Origin of the sequence: Pseudomonas sp. B21-035, assembly GCF_024748945.1 — a bacterium.
Lineage (GTDB): Bacteria > Pseudomonadota > Gammaproteobacteria > Pseudomonadales > Pseudomonadaceae > Aquipseudomonas.
Map to the genome: position 1 here is coordinate 660,053 of NZ_CP087179.1, position 16,185 is coordinate 676,237.

Sequence of the window (16,185 nt, forward strand, 5' to 3'; positions counted from 1 at the left end):
AGGCGGTCTCACATCCGCTCGCCGCATCACTGTTGCGGCGCGGTTGATATATAGTGCACCCCTAAGATTCCGCTGCCCGAGAGTTACTACTCCCATGCTCAACAAAGGATTGTTGCTGGCCTGCGCGCTGGCCTTGCTCAGTGCCTGCGATTCGTCTGCCCCGGACAAACCGGCCCCCGCGGCCCCGCCTGCGCAGACCCAGGACCAACCCGCAGCCCCGGCCCCGGCCGCTCCGGCTGCACCCGCAGACGCGACCAAGCCCGCTGCGGCCAAGGACGATGCCGCGACCCTGGCCAAGCGTTATGCCGGTCGCGAGCTGAGCGTGGTGGATGTCTCGGAAGTGCAGGTCGATGGCGCCAGCGCCCTGGCCCTGACCTTCTCGGTGCCGCTGGATGACCAGCAGAACTTCGCTGACAAGGTGCACCTGGTCGATACCGTCAAAGGCAAGGTCGACGGCGCCTGGGAGCTTTCTGCCAACAAGATGGAGCTGCGACTGCGCCACCTGGAGCCCCAGCGCAAGCTGGTGCTGACCATCGACGCCGGGCTGCTCGCGGTCAATGGCAAGCGCCTGCCCGCCGAGTCGATCAGCCGCCTGGAAACCCGCGACATGCAATCGACCATCGGCTTCGCCAGCCGTGGCTCGCTGCTGCCGACGCGACTGGCCGAAGGCCTGCCGGTGATCGCCTTGAACGTCAACAAGGTCGATGTCGAGTTCTTCCGCATCAAGTCGGACAAACTGTCGCCGTTCCTCGCCACCTGGGGCCGCAACAGCAGCCTGTACTACTACACGTCCAAAGAAATCCTGGACATGACCGAGCTGGTTTACAGCGGCCGCTTCGACCTCAACCCGGCGAAGAACACCCGCGAAACCGTGCTGCTGCCGATTGCCGGCATCAAGCCGCTGCAAGAGCCAGGCGTGTACCTGGCGGTAATGCGCGCCTCCGGAACCTACGACTACACGCAACCGGCGACGCTGTTCACCCTCAGTGACATCGGCGTCTCGGCGCACCGTTACCAGAACCGCCTGGATGTCTTCACCCAAGGCCTGGAAGGTGGCAAGGCGCTGAGCGGTGTCGAGCTGGAACTGCTCGACGGCGAAGGCCGCGTGCTGGCCCAGGCCAAGACCGACAGCGACGGCCATGCCCAGTTGCCGACGCCACCCAAGGCCGAAACCCTGCTGGCCCACCAGGGCGTGCACACCACCATGCTGCGCCTCAATAGCGCTGCCCTGGACCTGGCCGAATTCGACATCACCGGCCCCCAGGCCAACCCGCTGCAGTTCTTCGTGTTCGGCCCGCGCGACCTTTATCGCCCGGGTGAAACCGTGCTGCTCAACGGCCTGTTGCGTGACCAGGATGGCCGCCCGCTCAAGCCGCAACCGGTGACGGTGGAAGTGCGCCGTCCGGATGAGCAGATCAGCCGCAAGTTCGTCTGGGAAGCCGATGCCAATGGCTTCTATCAGTATCAGCTGCAACTGGCCGATGAAGCGCCGACCGGGCGCTGGCAGTTGCTGTTCGACCTCGGCGGCGGCAAGAAGCAGGTGTTCGAGTTCCTTGTCGAAGATTTCCTGCCCGAGCGTCTGGCCCTGGAACTCAAGGGCAGCGACAAGCCGCTGAGCCCGGACCAGACTGCGCAGATCAAGGTCAACGGTCGCTACCTGTACGGCGCCCCGGCTTCGGGCAATCGCCTGAGCGGCCAGGCCTATGTGCGCCCGCTGCGTGAAGCGGTGCCGGCACTGCCGGGCTATCAGTTCGGTTCGATCACTGAAGAGGAACTGAGCCAGGACCTGGAGCTGGACGAAGTCAACCTGGACAGCAACGGCAAGACCACCCTGAACATCGAAAGCAAATGGTCCGAAGCCCGTTCGCCGCTGCAACTGACCGTGCAGGCCAGCCTGCAGGAGTCCGGTGGCCGGCCGATCACCCGCCGCCTTGAGCAACCGATCTGGCCGGCCGGGCGCCTGCCTGGCTTGCGCGGTCTGTTCGAGGGTGAAGAAACCGATGGCGAAGGCCCGGTGGAGTTCGAAGTGCTGGTGGCCGATCCGCAAGGCAACAAGCTGGCGGTCAACAACCTCAAGGTGCGCCTGGTCCGCGAGCGTCGCGACTACTACTGGAACTACTCGCAGAGCGACGGCTGGAGCTACAACTACAACGAGAAATTCCTCATCCAGAGCGAAGAGACGGTCAACGTCAAGGCCGGCTCCACCGCCCGGGTCAACTTCCTGGTTGATTGGGGCCCGTACCGCGTCGAGGTCGAAGACCCGCAGACCGGCCTGGTGTCGAGCGGGCGTTTCTGGGCCGGCTACCGTGCCCAGGACAACGCCGACGGCGGCGCCGTACGTCCGGACCAGGTCAAACTGGCCCTGGACAAACCGTCGTATGCCGATGGCGCTACCGCCAATATCACCGTCACTCCGCCTGCCGCAGGCACCGGCTACTTGATGGTCGAGTCCAGCGAAGGCCCGCTGTGGTGGGAAGAAATCGATGTACCGGCCGAAGGCAAGAGCTTTGCCGTCAAGCTCGATCCGAAGTGGGCGCGCCATGACCTGTATGTCAGCGCCCTGGTGATTCGCCCGGGCGAGCGCAAGGTCAATGCCACGCCGAAACGTGCCGTGGGTGTGCTGCACCTGCCGCTGGATCGCCACGAGCGCAAGCTGGCGGTAACCCTCAATGCCCCGGAAAAAATGCGTCCCAAGCAGCCGCTGACCGTCAAGGTGCAAGCGCGCAACGCCGACGGCAGCGTGCCCAAACAGGTGCATGTACTGCTGGCAGCAGTGGACGTGGGCATCCTCAACATCACCGAGTTCGAAACCCCCGACCCGTTTACCGGCATGTTTGGCCGCAAGGCCTATGGTGCTGACCAACTGGATATCTATGGCCAGTTGATCGAAGCCGGGCAGGGCCGTCTGGCCAGCCTGGCCTTCGGTGGTGATGCGGCCATGGCCAAGGGCGGCAAGCGCCCGAACACCACGGTGACCATCGTTGCCAAGCAAAGCGCCCCGGTAACCCTCAATGACAAGGGTGAAGGTGAAGCGACGGTCGATATCCCTGACTTCAACGGTGAGCTGCGGCTGATGGCCCAGGCCTGGACCGACGAGCGCTACGGCATGGCCGAAGGCAAGACCGTGGTTGCCGCGCCGTTGATTGCCGAGCTTTCGGCGCCGCGCTTCCTCGCCGGCGGCGACCGCACGACTCTGGCCCTGGACCTCTCCAACCTGTCGGGCAAGGCACAGAACCTGACCGTGCGCCTGAGCACCGAAGGCCAGTTGAATCTGCTCGGCGCCGCCGAACAAACCCTGAGCCTCACCGAAGGCAAGCGCGTCACCCTGCTGGTGCCGGTGCAGGCCAGCGGTGGCCTGGGCCAGGGCAAGGTCAAGGTCGAGGTGCAAGGGCTGCAACTGCCAGGCGAGTCGGCCACGGCCTTCAGCCGCGACTGGACCCTGGGCATTCGCCCGGCCTACCCGGCAATGCTGCAGCACTATCGCGTCGCTCTCAAAGACCAGCCCTGGACCCTGCCGGAAGCTGACCTGGCGCTGTTCGAGCCGGTGGGCCTCGAGGCCTCACTGGCGCTGTCGAGCCGCCCGCCGCTGAACCTGGCCGAGCAGATCCGCGCCCTCGAAGCCTACCCGTACGGCTGCCTGGAACAGACCACCAGTGGCCTGTACCCGTCGCTGTACGCCGATGCCGCGACGCTCAAGCGCCTGGGCATCAAGGGTGAGCCGGCGGACGTGCGCAAGCGCAAGATCGAGATGGGCATCGAGCACCTGCTGGGCATGCAGCGCTACAACGGCAGCTTTGGCCTGTGGAGCGCTGACGACGAGGAAGAATACTGGCTGACCGCCTATGTCACCGACTTCCTCCTGCGTGCACGCGAGCAAGGTTATGCCGTGCCGCCCGAGGCCCTGAAAAAAGCCAGCGAGCGCCTGCTGCGCTACCTGCAGGAGCGCAACCTGATCGAGATCAGCTACAGCCAGAACGCCGAGCACAGCCGCTTTGCCGTGCAGTCCTATGCTGCCCTGGTGCTGGCGCGTACCCAGCAAGCGCCGCTGGGCGCCCTGCGCAGCCTGTTCGAGCGGCGCAGCGATGCGCGTTCCGGCTTGCCGCTGGTACAACTGGCCATCGCCCTCGACAAGATGGGCGACAAGCCGCGTGCGCAACAGGCGCTGCAGGCCGGCCTGGCGGTCACCCGCAGCGAAAACTCCTGGCTGGCCGACTACGGCAGCCCGGTGCGTGACCAGGCGCTGATCCTGTCGTTGCTGACCGAGAACAACCTGGCCAGCGACAAGCTCGATGCACGGCTGTTCGAGCTTTCCGACCAGATGGCGGGTAACCGCTGGCTGTCGACCCAGGAGCGCAACGCGCTGTACCTTGCCGGTCGTGGCCTGCTGCGCAAGCCTGAAGGCAACTGGTCGGCACGCCTGGACAGCGCCGGTGAAGTGCGCGAATTCAACAACGAGCAATCGGGGATGAAACTCGAAGGCCCGCTGCTGGCCTCGCCGCTGACCATCCAGAACGAAGGCAGCGAGACGCTGTTCCAGCAACTGACCCTGTCCGGTTATCCGCGCCAGGCCCCGGTTGCCCGCGGCAGCGGCATGACCATCCGCCGCGAGTTCCTCGGCATGAATGGCCAGGCCCTGGACATCAAGGCGCTCAAGAGCGGTGACCTGGTGCTGGTGCACCTGGCGGTGACGGCCAATACCCAGGTGCCGGACGCGCTGGTGGTCGACCTGCTGCCGGCGGGCCTGGAGCTGGAAAACCAGAACCTGGCGCAAAGCGCGGCAAGCCTTGAGAACGCCAGCAGTGCAGTGAAGCAATGGCGCGAGTCGATGCAGAACGCCGCGGTCGTGCATCAGGAGTTTCGTGATGACCGCTACGTGGCGGCGCTGAGTATCGACCAGTACTCCACCACCCACCTGCTGTACCTGGCCCGCGCGGTAACCCCGGGGACCTACAAGGTACCGCCGCCGCAGGTCGAGTCGATGTACCGGCCGAACTACAACGCGGTGGGCGAATCGCCTGCCGAGCTGGTGGTTAAAGGCCGCTGACACAGGGCGTTGTGGGAGCGGGCTCATCCGCTCCCACACCTTCTATTTAGTCAGTGAATGATCCAGCTCAGCACCCACAAACCCAGCACCAGCCAGATGATGCCGAGTATGATCGAGGCGCGCATGAAGGCGCGGATCGCCGAGTACAGCAACATCAGGCCGATGATCAGGGCGAGGATGCTGACCAGCGAAGTGTCCATGCCCAGGGTGCGTGACAGGCCCTCGATGAAATTGCCACCGGCGTTGGCCAGCAGGTTGAACAACCCGCTCAGGCCGTCGACGATAAACCGGATCACCGCCCCCAGCGCCTGGCCGAGCCACTCGAAAAAACCTTCTACATGCATAGTTGCTTCCTGATGATCAATTCGGCGAATGCGCCGTTGCCAAGCCTTTGGCCATGCCAGGGCCGGGTCGGTTCCCTGCGTAGCTGCTACGCCAGGAGGGCCTGATGCACATCTTAGCTCGCCTGCGTGGCGTCATCGGCAAACCCCTGGGTTTGCTGCTCGCCATCCCCTTGCTGCTGATTGCCTTGCTATGGCTTGCCGACCGCATCTGGCCGTTGCCGATGCCGGCCGATGACCTCGCCCGGGTAGTCCTGGCCGAAGACGGCACGCCGCTGTGGCGCTTTGCCGATGCCGACGGGGTGTGGCGCTACCCGGTCACTGCCGAGCAGGTTTCGCCTTATTACCTGGAGGCGTTGCTGACCTACGAGGACCGCTGGTTCTACCATCACCCCGGTGTCAACCCGCTGGCCCTGGGCCGCGCGGCTTGGCAGAACCTGCGCGGTGGCCGGGTGCTGTCTGGTGGTAGCACCCTGTCGATGCAGGTCGCGCGCCTGCTCGACCCGCACTCGCGCACGCTGCCTGGCAAGCTGCGCCAGCTGTGGCGTACCGCGCAACTGGAATGGCACCTGTCGAAGGCGCAGATCCTCGAGATCTACCTCAACCGTGCGCCGTTCGGCGGCACCTTGCAGGGTGTCGCCGCGGCCAGCTGGGCCTATCTTGGCAAGTCGCCGATGCACCTGACGCCTTCAGAGGCGGCCTTGCTCGCCGTGTTGCCCCAGGCGCCCAGCCGCCTGCGCCCGGATCGGCACCCGGAGCGCGCCCAGGCGGCGCGGGACAAGGTCTTGCAGCGCCTGGCCGAGTACCAGGTGTGGCCGCAGCAACGGGTCGCCGAAGCAGAAGAGGAACCGCTGTTGCTGGCACCACGTCAGGAGCCGGCGCTGGCGCCATTATTGGCGCGACGGCTGAACCGCCCGCACAGCCCGCCGTTGATTCGCACCACCCTCGATGCCTCGTTGCAACGGCGCCTGGAAGACCTGCTGCTGGGCTGGCGTGCGCGCCTGCCCGAGCGGACCTCGGCGGCGATTCTGGTGGTCGAGGCGCAGAACATGGCGGTGCGCGCCTACCTGGGGTCGGTGGACCTGAATGACGAGCGCCGCTTTGGCCACGTCGACATGATCAGCGCCCTGCGTTCCCCCGGCTCGACCCTCAAGCCGTTCCTCTATGGCATGGCCATGGACGATGGCCTGATCCATTCCGAGTCCTTGCTGCAGGACGTGCCGCGCCGCTACGGCGACTATCGCCCGGGCAATTTCTCCATGGGTTTCAGCGGGCCGGTGGCGGCCAGTTCCGCCCTGGCCCTGTCGTTGAACCTGCCGGCGGTGCAACTGCTCGAAGCCTACGGGCCGAAACGCTTTGCCGCGCAGATGCGCAGTGGCGGCGTGCCGTTGATCTTGCCGCCGCTGGCCGATCCTAACCTGTCGCTGATTCTCGGCGGCGCCGGTAGCCGGCTGGAAGACCTGGTGGGCGGCTACGCCGCGTTTGCCCGCGATGGCCTGAGTGCGCCGATCCGCTTGCAACCCAATGACCCGCTGCTTGAGCGACGCCTGCTGTCGCCCGGCAGTGCCTGGATTATCCGGCGGATTCTCAGCGGCCAGGCACGCCCGGACCGCGACCCTCACGCAGAGCTAGTGCAGCGCCCGCAACTGGCGTGGAAGACCGGCACCAGCTATGGCTTTCGCGATGCCTGGTCGATTGGCGTCGGCCCGCGTTACCTGATCGGGATCTGGATCGGCCGCCCGGATGGCACGCCGGTGCCCGGCCAGTTCGGCCTGGCCTCGGCGGCGCCGTTGATGCTGCAGGTGCATGATGTGCTGAGCAACCGCGACAGCCAGCGCGGGATTGCCACACCCCTGGCGGCGGTGCCGGCCAACGTCGGGGTTGCGGCGATCTGCTGGCCGCTCGGCCAACCCATGGCCCGCCAGGACCCCAATTGCCGGCGCCAGCGTTTTGCCTGGACCCTGGACGGTACCACGCCGCCAACCCTGCTGGCCCAGGACCAGCCCTTGAGTGTCGGCTTGCGCGAGACGGTCTGGGTCAACGATCAGGGCTTGCGTGTCGACGCTACCTGCGCCGGCGCCCAGGCCCGGGAAATCGCCCTCTGGCCGTCGCCACTTGAACCGTGGCTGCCAAGGGTGGAGCGCCGCGAGGCGCGCTTGCCCAAGGTCGACCCGCAATGCCCGCCGCAGGTGCCGGCCAGTGCGCCGCCGCTGTCGATCGTCGGCGTGCGCCAGGGCGATCAGCTACGCCGCCCGGCCACCAGCAGCGAACCATTGCGTTTCAAGGTCTCGGCCCTTGGCGGTAACGGACGCCACTGGTGGTTCCTCAACGGTGCGCCGTTGGGCGAGACCAGCGGTCAGGAGAACCTCACGGCAAGCTTCGAGCAGGCCGGGCGCTTCGAGCTGAGCGCCCTGGACGAAAGCGGTGAAACCGCCCGGGTCGAATTCCAGGTCAATGACTGACGCTCTCTATTAGACGATGACAGGGCCAGCACCTACGCTTGGATTGACGAGGCCGCCGCCCTGGCGGCCTTGTACTGTTCGGGATCATGGAGTGTCCGATGCGTGCGTTGGCCGTCGCGATAGTGGGGTTGTCCTGGGTGAGCGTTGCCAGCAGCGAACCCCTGCCGCGTTTTCTCGACAGCCACGAAATCGAACGCAACCTGCCGGCCCCCAATCTGCCGGCCGATGCCTACCGGCCAAGCAACCCGGGAGTGCTGGTGCCGGTGCCGGTAACCCAGGCCCGGCCGTTGCTGCGCGACACGCGGATCTTCCTGCGCAAAGTGCGCTTCGAAGGCGGCAGCATCTACCCCTTGAGTGACCTGCGCGACAACTACCAGAGCCTGGCCGGCCGCGAGGTCAGCCTCGGCGAGCTGATCGACGCCACCCAGCGCCTGACCCAGCGCTACCAGCAGGACGGCTACCTGTTGTCGCATGCCTACCTGCCCGAGCAGGACTTCGCCGATGGCCGGGTGCGGGTGGTGCTGGTCGAAGGCTACATCGATGAACTCGAGCTGCACGGCGAGGTGGGCCCGGCGGCGGCCTACGTTGAGCAACTGGTGGGCCGGCTCAAGGCCGAACGGCCGCTGACCCGCGCCACCTTCGAGCGCTACGTCGCGCTGATGAGCCGCCTGCCGGGCTTCAGCGTGCAGGCAAGCCTTGCGCCTGCCAACCCTGTCAGTGGTACCAGCCGGCTGATCGTCGAGGCCAGGCGCCGGCCGTTCAGCGGCAACCTGACCGTCACTGATGGCACCCGCGATGACCCCCAGGCCTTGCTCAGCGTGAGCAGCAACGCGCAGACGGCGCTGGCCGAACAGTTCAGCGTCACCGCCCTGGCGCCGCGCGGGGAAGATCACGAAAGCTATTTTCGCCTGGACTACTCCCAGTACCTGGACGATCAGGGCAGCCAGTTGCACCTGTCGGCCTCGCGTTACGACAGCGACCCCAGTGCCCAGGTGCTGCTCGGCGATGGCACCCAGCTCAAGGCCCATCGCGAGAACGACCGCTTTTCGGCGGGCCTCAGCCAGGTGCTGCTGGCCGCGCCCGGTGAGTCGCTCAACGTTGCTGCGCGTTTCTACATGGTCAATGACGATGTTGAGTATCGCGCGGTCGACGCGCCCTTGCGGCTGAGCAATCGCACCGATGTGCGTGCCCTGGGCTTTGAAGGCGAGTGGCGCAAGGCCGATGCCGACCAACTGCGGATTGTCAGTGGTGGCGCCTATCAGGGCCTGGATTACCTGGGGGCGAAAAGCAACAGCGATTTCGACCTGGATTTCCTCCGCCTGCGTTTGTCCGGTTTGCAGAGCGATCGCCTGTTTGGCAATTGGCAAGGGGTGGCGTCGGCGGCCTCGTACTGGAGCCGCGACAGCCTGCCCGACAGCGAGCGGGTGGTGTTCGGCGGGCAGAGCTTTGCCCGCGGTTACCCCGCCGACCAGGCCCTGGGCGACAAGGGCTGGGGCCTGGCTTATGAGCTCAATTACAGTTTCAACGGCGACGGCCGCTGGGTGAAGTTGCTGCAACCTTATGCCGTACTGGACACCGCGCGCACCTGGTTCAACGAGGTGGACCTGCGCGATGCACACTTGAGTTCAGTGGCTTTGGGGCTGCGCATCGGTGACGGGCGTTTCTACAACCTGGCACTGGAGCTGGCCAAGCCGCTGTCGGATGTTGCCCTCGACAGCTTTGACCGCGAGCCACGGCTGAGTGTGAGTTTCAGCGTGCAGCTGTGAACCGGCTCCTACAGGGGCCGTAGCCCCCGCAGGTTCATTGCACCAGTTGCATCCGCGGTTTGGGGAACAGGTTGTCGAGGGTTTCCAGCAGGCGGTTGTGGTAGATCGGCTTGCGGAACAGGTCCAGCACCTGCAGGCGCAGCAGGTCGCTGATGTCGTCCATGTCGGCATGCCCGGAGGTGACGATCACCGGCAAGTGCTGGCGCGAGGTGTGCTCGCGCAGGCGCCTGATCAGTGATATGCCGCTCTCCTCCGGCATGCGCAGGTCGGTGATGACCAGGGCCACGTCCGGGTGGCGGGTGAGTTGTTGCAGGGCGAGTTTCACCGAGGTGGCGGTGTAGCAGCAAAAACCCTCGCCCTCCAGCAATTCGGCAAGTTCCAGCAAGGCGTCCTCTTCGTCATCCACCAGGAGTAGCTGTTGACGGGGGGAAGAGGTCGGCATGGGGCGGTCCTGTGATGGGGGAGTTGATCAGTGCATTGGCGTGAACCGATGAATCCACTCGTCAGCTACCACCACTGCCACCGCCCGAAGCAGGCGGCGCTTTTAGCGCGTTTTCAATCTTGGTCATGACCCCAGACACATTGGTAGAAATGGGCGTAATGAACGCTGTCAGCGCTACAGCAACCATGGCCGCGACAATCGCGTACTCGATGCCCGAGGCACCATCCTTGCGGTAGAAGAATTCTTTGCAGCTCTTGAGGACTCGGGAAAGACGCATGGCATTTCTCCTTGCGCCGGAGGCGCAGATGACAGGGGTATTCAGTGATTCCCCTTTGCCACCACAGCATCGTCAACGGGCCAAATCTCGGCAAATGTAAGAAGGTATTAATACTAAAGTTATAACCAAATACCGACGCCAATAAGCTGTTGTTTTATGGGGGTGTCGGCTTTGCGACGGAAAAAAATCTGACGGGTAATGGCATTTTGTCCTAGCTGCGCTACCGTCAAATAGCGAAATAGTTGTTTCCGACTGCAGTGCTGTGGGCCATTTCACAAAAGTGAGCCTGAAGGACAGCTTGGGGAGAAGGAGGGCCAGCATGAGCAGTCGCATTACCATCATCCTTGCAGGCCTCTTTTTGATCGGTGCGCTGCTGGCCGGCTACTGGGGGCTGATGCTCAGCCAGCCGCCAAGCGAGCCGGCGCCGGCAGCCGCCGTCGAACCCGCGCAGGCTCCGGTGACCCGGGTGGTCACTGAAGCAACAGACGAACTGCGCAAGCCGGTTGTCGTGCTGCGTCGCGATGTCAGTGCATATACCCCGCTGGTGGCCGAAGACCTGCTGATCGAACGCCTGCAGGTGGCGCCGCCGGGTAGTTTCCAGACCCTTGAACAAGTGCTCGGGCGCAGCAGCTGGCGCGCCTTGAGCGCCGGCACCTGGCTGGAGCAGGGCAGCTTCGAGGCCGGTGGCCCGCTGGCACGGATGATTCACCCCAGTGAGCGGGCGCTGGCGGTGGCGGTGGACGAAGTGGTCGGCGCCGCCGGGCAACTGCGCCCGGGTGACTATGTCGATGTGCTGGTGTTCCTGCGTGAAGACAACAGCAACCCGCAAGCCTCGGCCCAGGTAGTGTTGCCGGCCTTGCGCCTGCTCAGTGTCGGTGCGCAGCTGGGCCTGGCCAACGATGGCCAGCCTGCCGAGGCGCCCATGGATGACAAGGCCCGTCAGGAACAACAGCGCAACCCGGTGCGCACTGTGGTGCTGGCGGTCCCCGAAGCATTGGCCAGCCGCCTGCTGCTGGCCGCTCAGGCCGGCAGTCTGCGACTGGCGGTACGCAGCGCCGAGGAGAAGCGCCTGGCCCAGTACTGGACTGACCCGCATGCCAGCGCCAAGGCCGTCGACAACGCCAACCGTGAACTCTATCGCTTCAGCCAGCTCGCCCAGGTACCGGCCGCCCGACCTGTGGCCAGCGCAGCGCCGCCACGCGGCATGGAAATCATCCGCGGTAATCAAGCCAACACGCCAACCCCCTGACCAAGCAAGGATGCCCTTCAATGAGCAGTCGTTCCGAGCGGGTAATCAAGCAGATGCTCTGCGCCCTGTTGTGCGCCGTGCCGCTCGCCCCAACGGCGATGGCGGCGTCCGGCTGCGCGGCGCTGGAGCAGGTGCCGGGCGTCATCGAGATCGATCAGGGCCTGCAGCAGGAGGTGCGCCTGCCGGTGGCAATCACCCGCGCGGCGATTGGCGAGCCGAAGATTGCCGACGTACATGCCAGTGGCACTGACGCGGTGCTGCTGACGGCGGTCGGCCCCGGCGCCACCAGCCTGATGCTGTGGACTGCCTGCGCCAAGACACCGCGCCAGGCCATGGTGTTCGTCAAGGGCATTGCCAGCAGCGAGATGGCTGCCAGTGCGCTGCCGCCGTCCGAAGATCCGCTGCTGCCCAGCCAGGTGCAGGCCGATATCCGCTTTGTCGAAGTCAACCGCACCAAGTACAAGGAGGCCGGCGCGCGGCTGTTCTTCAAGGGCTCCAACAACACCCTGATCGGCTCACCGAGCACCGTGCCGAACACCACCGTAAGCCCGGGGCAGGTGCCCACCGTGCCCGGCACGCCGAACATTCCCCTGGACAACGGCGTGTTCAACATCATTTGGGGCGGTGGCAGCAGTCGCTTCCTGGCCGCGATCAATGCCCTGGAAACCAGCGGTTTCGCCTACACCCTGGCGCGCCCCAGCCTGGTGGTGCTCAGCGGCCTGACCGCAAGTTTCCTCGCCGGCGGCGAGATCCCCATCCCGGTGCCCAGCAGCGGCAGCGACAGTGTCTCGATCGAATACAAGGAGTTCGGTATCCGCCTGACCCTGTCGCCCACCGTGGTCAGCCGCAATCGCATCCTGCTGAAAGTCGCGCCGGAAGTCAGCGAACTGGACTACAACAAGGCGGTGAATATCGCCGGTACCCAGGTGCCCGGCCTGACCGTCAGGCGTACCGACACCAGCATCTCCCTGGCCGATGGCGAGAGCTTCGTCATCAGTGGCTTGATCAGCAGCCAGTCGCGCTCGACCGTCGACAAGTTTCCAGGCCTTGGCAACCTGCCGATCATTGGCGCGCTGTTTCGCCAGTCCTCGGTGCAGCGCGACGAGACCGAACTGCTGATGATCGTTACCCCGCACCTGGTCCAGCCGCTGGCGGCCGATGCCCAGTTGCCGTCGCTGCCGGGTGAGGGCCTGCGTAACTACGACCCGAGCTGGGGCCGGCTGTTCTTTCTGGAAAACGGCGACTTTGAACGTCGCAGCGGGTTATCCCAATGAGTGAAAGCCTGAGCCAGACCTTCCTTGCCATCACCCGCAACGATGGTGACCTGCAGTGGTTGCAGGGCGCATTGGCGCCGCTGGGGCAGGTGGTCGGTGCCGGCAGCGGCAGCCTTGACGAGTTGCTGGCGCTGGTCGATGTCACCTTCGCCAGCCTGGTGTTCGTCGGCCTCGACCGCGAGCAGGTGGTCAACCAGTGCGCGCTGATCGAGGGCGTGCTGGAAGCCAAGCCGATGCTGGCGATCGTCGCCCTCGGCGATGGCATGGACAATCAACTGGTGCTCAACGCCATGCGTGCCGGGGCGCGGGATTTTGTCGCCTACGGCTCGCGTTCCAGTGAAGTCGCAGGCTTGGTGCGGCGCTTGAGCAAACGCCTGCCGCCGGTGACCAGCAACCCCAGCCTGGGGGGGCTGACCGTGCTCTATGGGGCCCAGTGTGCCGCCGACGGCGCCTTGCTGACCACGCACATGGCGCGGGTGGTGCAGACCAGCGGCCAGCAGACCCTGCTGCTCGACCTTGGCCTGCCGCGGGGTGACAGCCTGGCGCTGCTCGGCCTGGAAGCCTCGTTTCATTTCGGCGATGCCCTGCGCCACCTGCGCCGGCTCGACAACACCCTGATCGACAGTGCCTTCACCCGCGAAAGCTCAGGCCTGCGCCTGCTGGCTTATGCCGAGACCGACGAGCCGCTGGAGCGCACCAGCGCGGCAGAGCTGTACATGCTGCTCAGCGCCTTGCGCCAGCACTTCCAGCACATCGTCGTGAACCTCACCGGCCAGGCTGACAGCGAAGCCCTGCGCACCTTCGTCAGCCACTGCGACAAGCTGATCTGGTACACCGACCAGAACGTCCTCGATTGCCGGCGCAACCTCGAAGTGCTGACCCAGTGGCGCGAGAAGGGCATGAAGCTCGAACACGCAAGCCTGTTGGTCGACCGCTACCTGCGCGGTGTCGCGCCGGATTCCGAAGCCTTGGGCAAGCGCTACGGCCTGCCGGTTCTGCGGGTCTTGCCCTATAGCCCGGAGGTGCGCCTGAACGCCAAGAACCAGGGCCTGACCCTGTTCGCGCTGGCGCCGCGCGAGCCGCTTACGCAACAGCTGAAAAGCCTCGGTGAACGCCTGGCGCGGCGCTCGGAAAACAACCCGCCGGTGGTCGCCACCTGGCTCAATCGGCTGTGGGGGCACAAGTGAGCGGCGACGAGTTGTTCGGTGGCCCACGGCATAACCTGGGGGCCGACCCACAGGCGCTCAAACGCGCCCTGCACCGTTACATCATCGACGCCATCGAGGACAGCGGCCGCAACCTGCTCGAAGGTTCGCGCCCGGCCCTGGCGCAGTTCGTGGTGGAACAGGTCGGCGATTACATTGCCCGCCTGCACCTGGCGTTGTCGCGCTACGAGATGGAACGCCTGGCCGAGGAAATCGTCGACGAGCTGACTGGTTTCGGCCCGCTGGAAGTGCTGCTGCGCGATGCCAGCGTCACCGAGATCCTGGTCAACGGCCCGCACCGGGTGTTCATCGAGCGGGCCGGGGTGCTGCAACAAACCGACCTGCGTTTTATCGATGCCCATCATGTCGAACGGGTCATGCAGCGGATTCTTGCGCCCCTGGGGCGGCGCCTGGACGAGTCCTCGCCGATGGTCGACGCGCGCATGCCCGATGGTAGCCGGGTCAACGCCATCATCCCGCCGGTGGCGCTCGACGGCCCGTGCCTGTCGATCCGCAAGTTTCGCAAGGACATGCTCAAGAGCGCCGACCTGCTGGCCACCCGCACCATCGACCAGGGCATGCTCGACTTCATCCAGCTGGCGGTGGCGCGGCGCTGCAACATCCTGGTCAGCGGCGGCACCGGCACCGGCAAGACCACCCTGCTCAACATCCTCAGTCAGTTGATCAGCCCCCACGAACGCCTGGTGACCATCGAGGACGTGGCCGAACTGCAGCTCGATCACCCGCACGTGGTGCGCCTGGAAACCCGTCCGCCGAATGCCGAAGGGCATGGCGAGATCAAGGCCAGCGAGCTGATTCGCAACGCCCTGCGGATGCGCCCCGACCGTATTCTGCTTGGCGAGATTCGCGGCGTCGAAGTGCTCGATGTGCTGACGGCGATGAACACCGGCCACGATGGTTCGATGAGTACCGTGCATGCCAACACTGCCCAGGATGCCTTGCTGCGCCTGGAAACCCTGGTCGGCCTGACCGGTCGCCAGGTGGCCGAGAAAACCCTGCGGCAGATGATCTGCGCGGCGCTCGATGTGGTCATCCAGCTGACCCGCCTGGCCGATGGCCGCCGCTGCGTCAGCGAGGTACTGGAGGTGGTCGGGGTGCGTGATGACGTGTACGTCACCAATACCCTGTTCCGGCTCGATCGGCGCACGGGCGAAGGCTTTTTGCGCGAAGCGCCGAACCCGGCCGGCGACAAGCTGCGCCGCGATTACTCGGAGCTCCAGCCGTGATCGCCGCGCTCCTCGGGCTGATTTGCCTGGCCTTGCTCGGCTTGTCGGTGCACCTGTTCTACCGCGGCATGCGCAAGTCTGCCCAGGAGCGCATCCTCCGGCGTCTGGGTCAGGTCGAGCAAGCCGCTGCGCTGGCGCCGGTCGGGCACGACTGGCTGGACCGCCTGCTGCAGCGTGCCGGTATCGAGCGGCGTAACGAGCTGTTGTGGCTTTGGCTGGCCCTCTGGCTGCTGGCCGCGCTGTTGACCGGGCGGGTCGTGGGCTGGGTGGCAGGCCTTGGCCTGTTGCTCATCGGCCCGCTGCTGGCCTGGTTGTACCTGGGCTGGCGCTATCGGCAGCGGCTGCAACGGATGATCGAGCAACTGCCGGTGCTGCTCGATCACAGCGTGCGCAGCCTCAAGGCCGGGCGCACCCTCAGCGATGCCGTGCTCGGTGCCATCGATGCTTCCCGCGAGCCGTTGCACGGCGCCTTGCAACGGGTGCGGCGCAATGTGCAGATGGGCGTCAGCCTCGACGATGCCATGGCTGAACTGGCCGAGTTGTATGACCAGGACGAACTGCGCCTGTTTGCCCTGGGCCTGCGTATCAACCATCGCTATGGCGGCAACGCCAGCGAGCTGCTGGAGAACCTGATCAAACTGATTCGCGAACGCGAGCAGGGCGCGCGGCAGTTGCGCGCCATGACCGGCGAAACGCGCATGACGGCTATGGTCCTGGGCCTGTTGCCGGTGGGCATGGCCGGTTACTTCCTGATCAGCAATCCCAACTATCTGCTGACCATGTGGCGCGACAGCAACGGCCAGTTCCTCCTGCTCGGGGCCTTCCTCCTGCAGGCCTTGGGCTGCCTGGCGCTGTGGCGCATGTTGCGGAGTATCTGA

General features: G+C 65.4%; 11 protein-coding genes. 8 read left to right on the forward strand and 3 right to left on the reverse strand.

The annotated features are described in order from the left end of the window. The first annotated feature begins 94 nt into the window (after positions 1-94). Positions 95-5,044: an alpha-2-macroglobulin gene (locus tag LOY22_RS02935; protein ID WP_258596231.1), complete on the forward strand. Its 4,950-nt coding sequence runs from the start codon at positions 95-97 to the stop codon at positions 5,042-5,044. 50 nt (positions 5,045-5,094) lie between these two features. On the opposite strand, the gene LOY22_RS02940 is transcribed toward LOY22_RS02935, so the two are convergent. Beyond that, positions 5,095-5,388 (reverse strand): hypothetical protein, encoded by a 294-nt coding sequence (locus tag LOY22_RS02940; protein WP_038997361.1) that lies wholly within the window; start codon positions 5,386-5,388, stop codon positions 5,095-5,097. A 104-nt stretch (positions 5,389-5,492) separates the two neighbouring features. On the opposite strand from LOY22_RS02940, the gene pbpC reads away from it, so the two are divergent. Together pbpC and LOY22_RS02950 are read left to right on the forward strand one after the other, a co-directional pair. After that, the gene (pbpC, locus tag LOY22_RS02945) at positions 5,493-7,847 is read left to right on the forward strand and encodes a peptidoglycan glycosyltransferase PbpC (RefSeq protein WP_258596233.1); all 2,355 of its coding nucleotides are present in this window, start codon (positions 5,493-5,495) and stop codon (positions 7,845-7,847) included. A 98-nt stretch (positions 7,848-7,945) separates the two neighbouring features. Then, positions 7,946-9,613, forward strand: a complete 1,668-nt coding sequence (locus tag LOY22_RS02950; protein WP_258596235.1) for a ShlB/FhaC/HecB family hemolysin secretion/activation protein — start codon at positions 7,946-7,948, stop codon at positions 9,611-9,613. Between the two features lie 34 nt (positions 9,614-9,647). Here the strand turns inward: LOY22_RS02950 and LOY22_RS02955 are convergent, their stop codons facing one another. After that, a complete protein-coding gene (locus LOY22_RS02955) occupies positions 9,648-10,055 on the reverse strand; it encodes a response regulator (RefSeq protein ID WP_045197030.1) in 408 nt (135 codons plus the stop codon). Between the two features lie 61 nt (positions 10,056-10,116). Then, on the reverse strand, positions 10,117-10,332 hold the full coding sequence (locus LOY22_RS02960) for a Flp family type IVb pilin (protein WP_045197032.1): 216 nt from the start codon (positions 10,330-10,332) through the stop codon (positions 10,117-10,119). A 319-nt stretch (positions 10,333-10,651) separates the two neighbouring features. On the opposite strand from LOY22_RS02960, the gene cpaB reads away from it, so the two are divergent. The 5 genes from cpaB to LOY22_RS02985 are packed head-to-tail and all read left to right on the forward strand — an operon-like array spanning position 10,652 to position 16,185. Next, positions 10,652-11,581 carry a Flp pilus assembly protein CpaB gene (gene cpaB / locus LOY22_RS02965; protein ID WP_045197034.1) on the forward strand — a complete coding sequence of 310 codons (930 nt, stop codon included), beginning with the start codon at positions 10,652-10,654 and terminating at the stop codon, positions 11,579-11,581. A 20-nt stretch (positions 11,582-11,601) separates the two neighbouring features. After that, positions 11,602-12,855, forward strand: coding sequence for a type II and III secretion system protein family protein (locus LOY22_RS02970; protein ID WP_093376485.1), 1,254 nt, complete (start codon positions 11,602-11,604; stop codon positions 12,853-12,855). Next, the gene (locus LOY22_RS02975) at positions 12,852-14,042 is read left to right on the forward strand and encodes a pilus assembly protein (RefSeq protein WP_258596238.1); all 1,191 of its coding nucleotides are present in this window, start codon (positions 12,852-12,854) and stop codon (positions 14,040-14,042) included. The genes LOY22_RS02970 and LOY22_RS02975 overlap by 4 nt, the downstream gene beginning before the upstream one ends. Then, entirely contained in the window at positions 14,039-15,307 is a 1,269-nt protein-coding gene (locus LOY22_RS02980) for a CpaF family protein (RefSeq protein ID WP_045197040.1), read from the forward strand. Before LOY22_RS02975 ends, LOY22_RS02980 begins: the two co-directional genes overlap by 4 nt. Further along, positions 15,304-16,185 carry a type II secretion system F family protein gene (locus tag LOY22_RS02985; RefSeq protein WP_195885601.1) on the forward strand — a complete coding sequence of 294 codons (882 nt, stop codon included), beginning with the start codon at positions 15,304-15,306 and terminating at the stop codon, positions 16,183-16,185. Before LOY22_RS02980 ends, LOY22_RS02985 begins: the two co-directional genes overlap by 4 nt.

Bases quoted from the DNA above. Each gene is read 5' to 3' on its own strand.
- LOY22_RS02935 (WP_258596231.1), top strand. From the start codon at position 95: ATGCTCAACAAAGGATTGTTGCTGGCCTGCGCGCTGGCCTTGCTCAGT.
- LOY22_RS02940 (WP_038997361.1), bottom strand. From the start codon at position 5,388: ATGCATGTAGAAGGTTTTTTCGAGTGGCTCGGCCAGGCGCTGGGGGCG.
- pbpC (WP_258596233.1), top strand. From the start codon at position 5,493: ATGCACATCTTAGCTCGCCTGCGTGGCGTCATCGGCAAACCCCTGGGT.
- LOY22_RS02950 (WP_258596235.1), top strand. From the start codon at position 7,946: ATGCGTGCGTTGGCCGTCGCGATAGTGGGGTTGTCCTGGGTGAGCGTT.
- LOY22_RS02955 (WP_045197030.1), bottom strand. From the start codon at position 10,055: ATGCCGACCTCTTCCCCCCGTCAACAGCTACTCCTGGTGGATGACGAA.
- LOY22_RS02960 (WP_045197032.1), bottom strand. From the start codon at position 10,332: ATGCGTCTTTCCCGAGTCCTCAAGAGCTGCAAAGAATTCTTCTACCGC.
- cpaB (WP_045197034.1), top strand. From the start codon at position 10,652: ATGAGCAGTCGCATTACCATCATCCTTGCAGGCCTCTTTTTGATCGGT.
- LOY22_RS02970 (WP_093376485.1), top strand. From the start codon at position 11,602: ATGAGCAGTCGTTCCGAGCGGGTAATCAAGCAGATGCTCTGCGCCCTG.
- LOY22_RS02975 (WP_258596238.1), top strand. From the start codon at position 12,852: ATGAGTGAAAGCCTGAGCCAGACCTTCCTTGCCATCACCCGCAACGAT.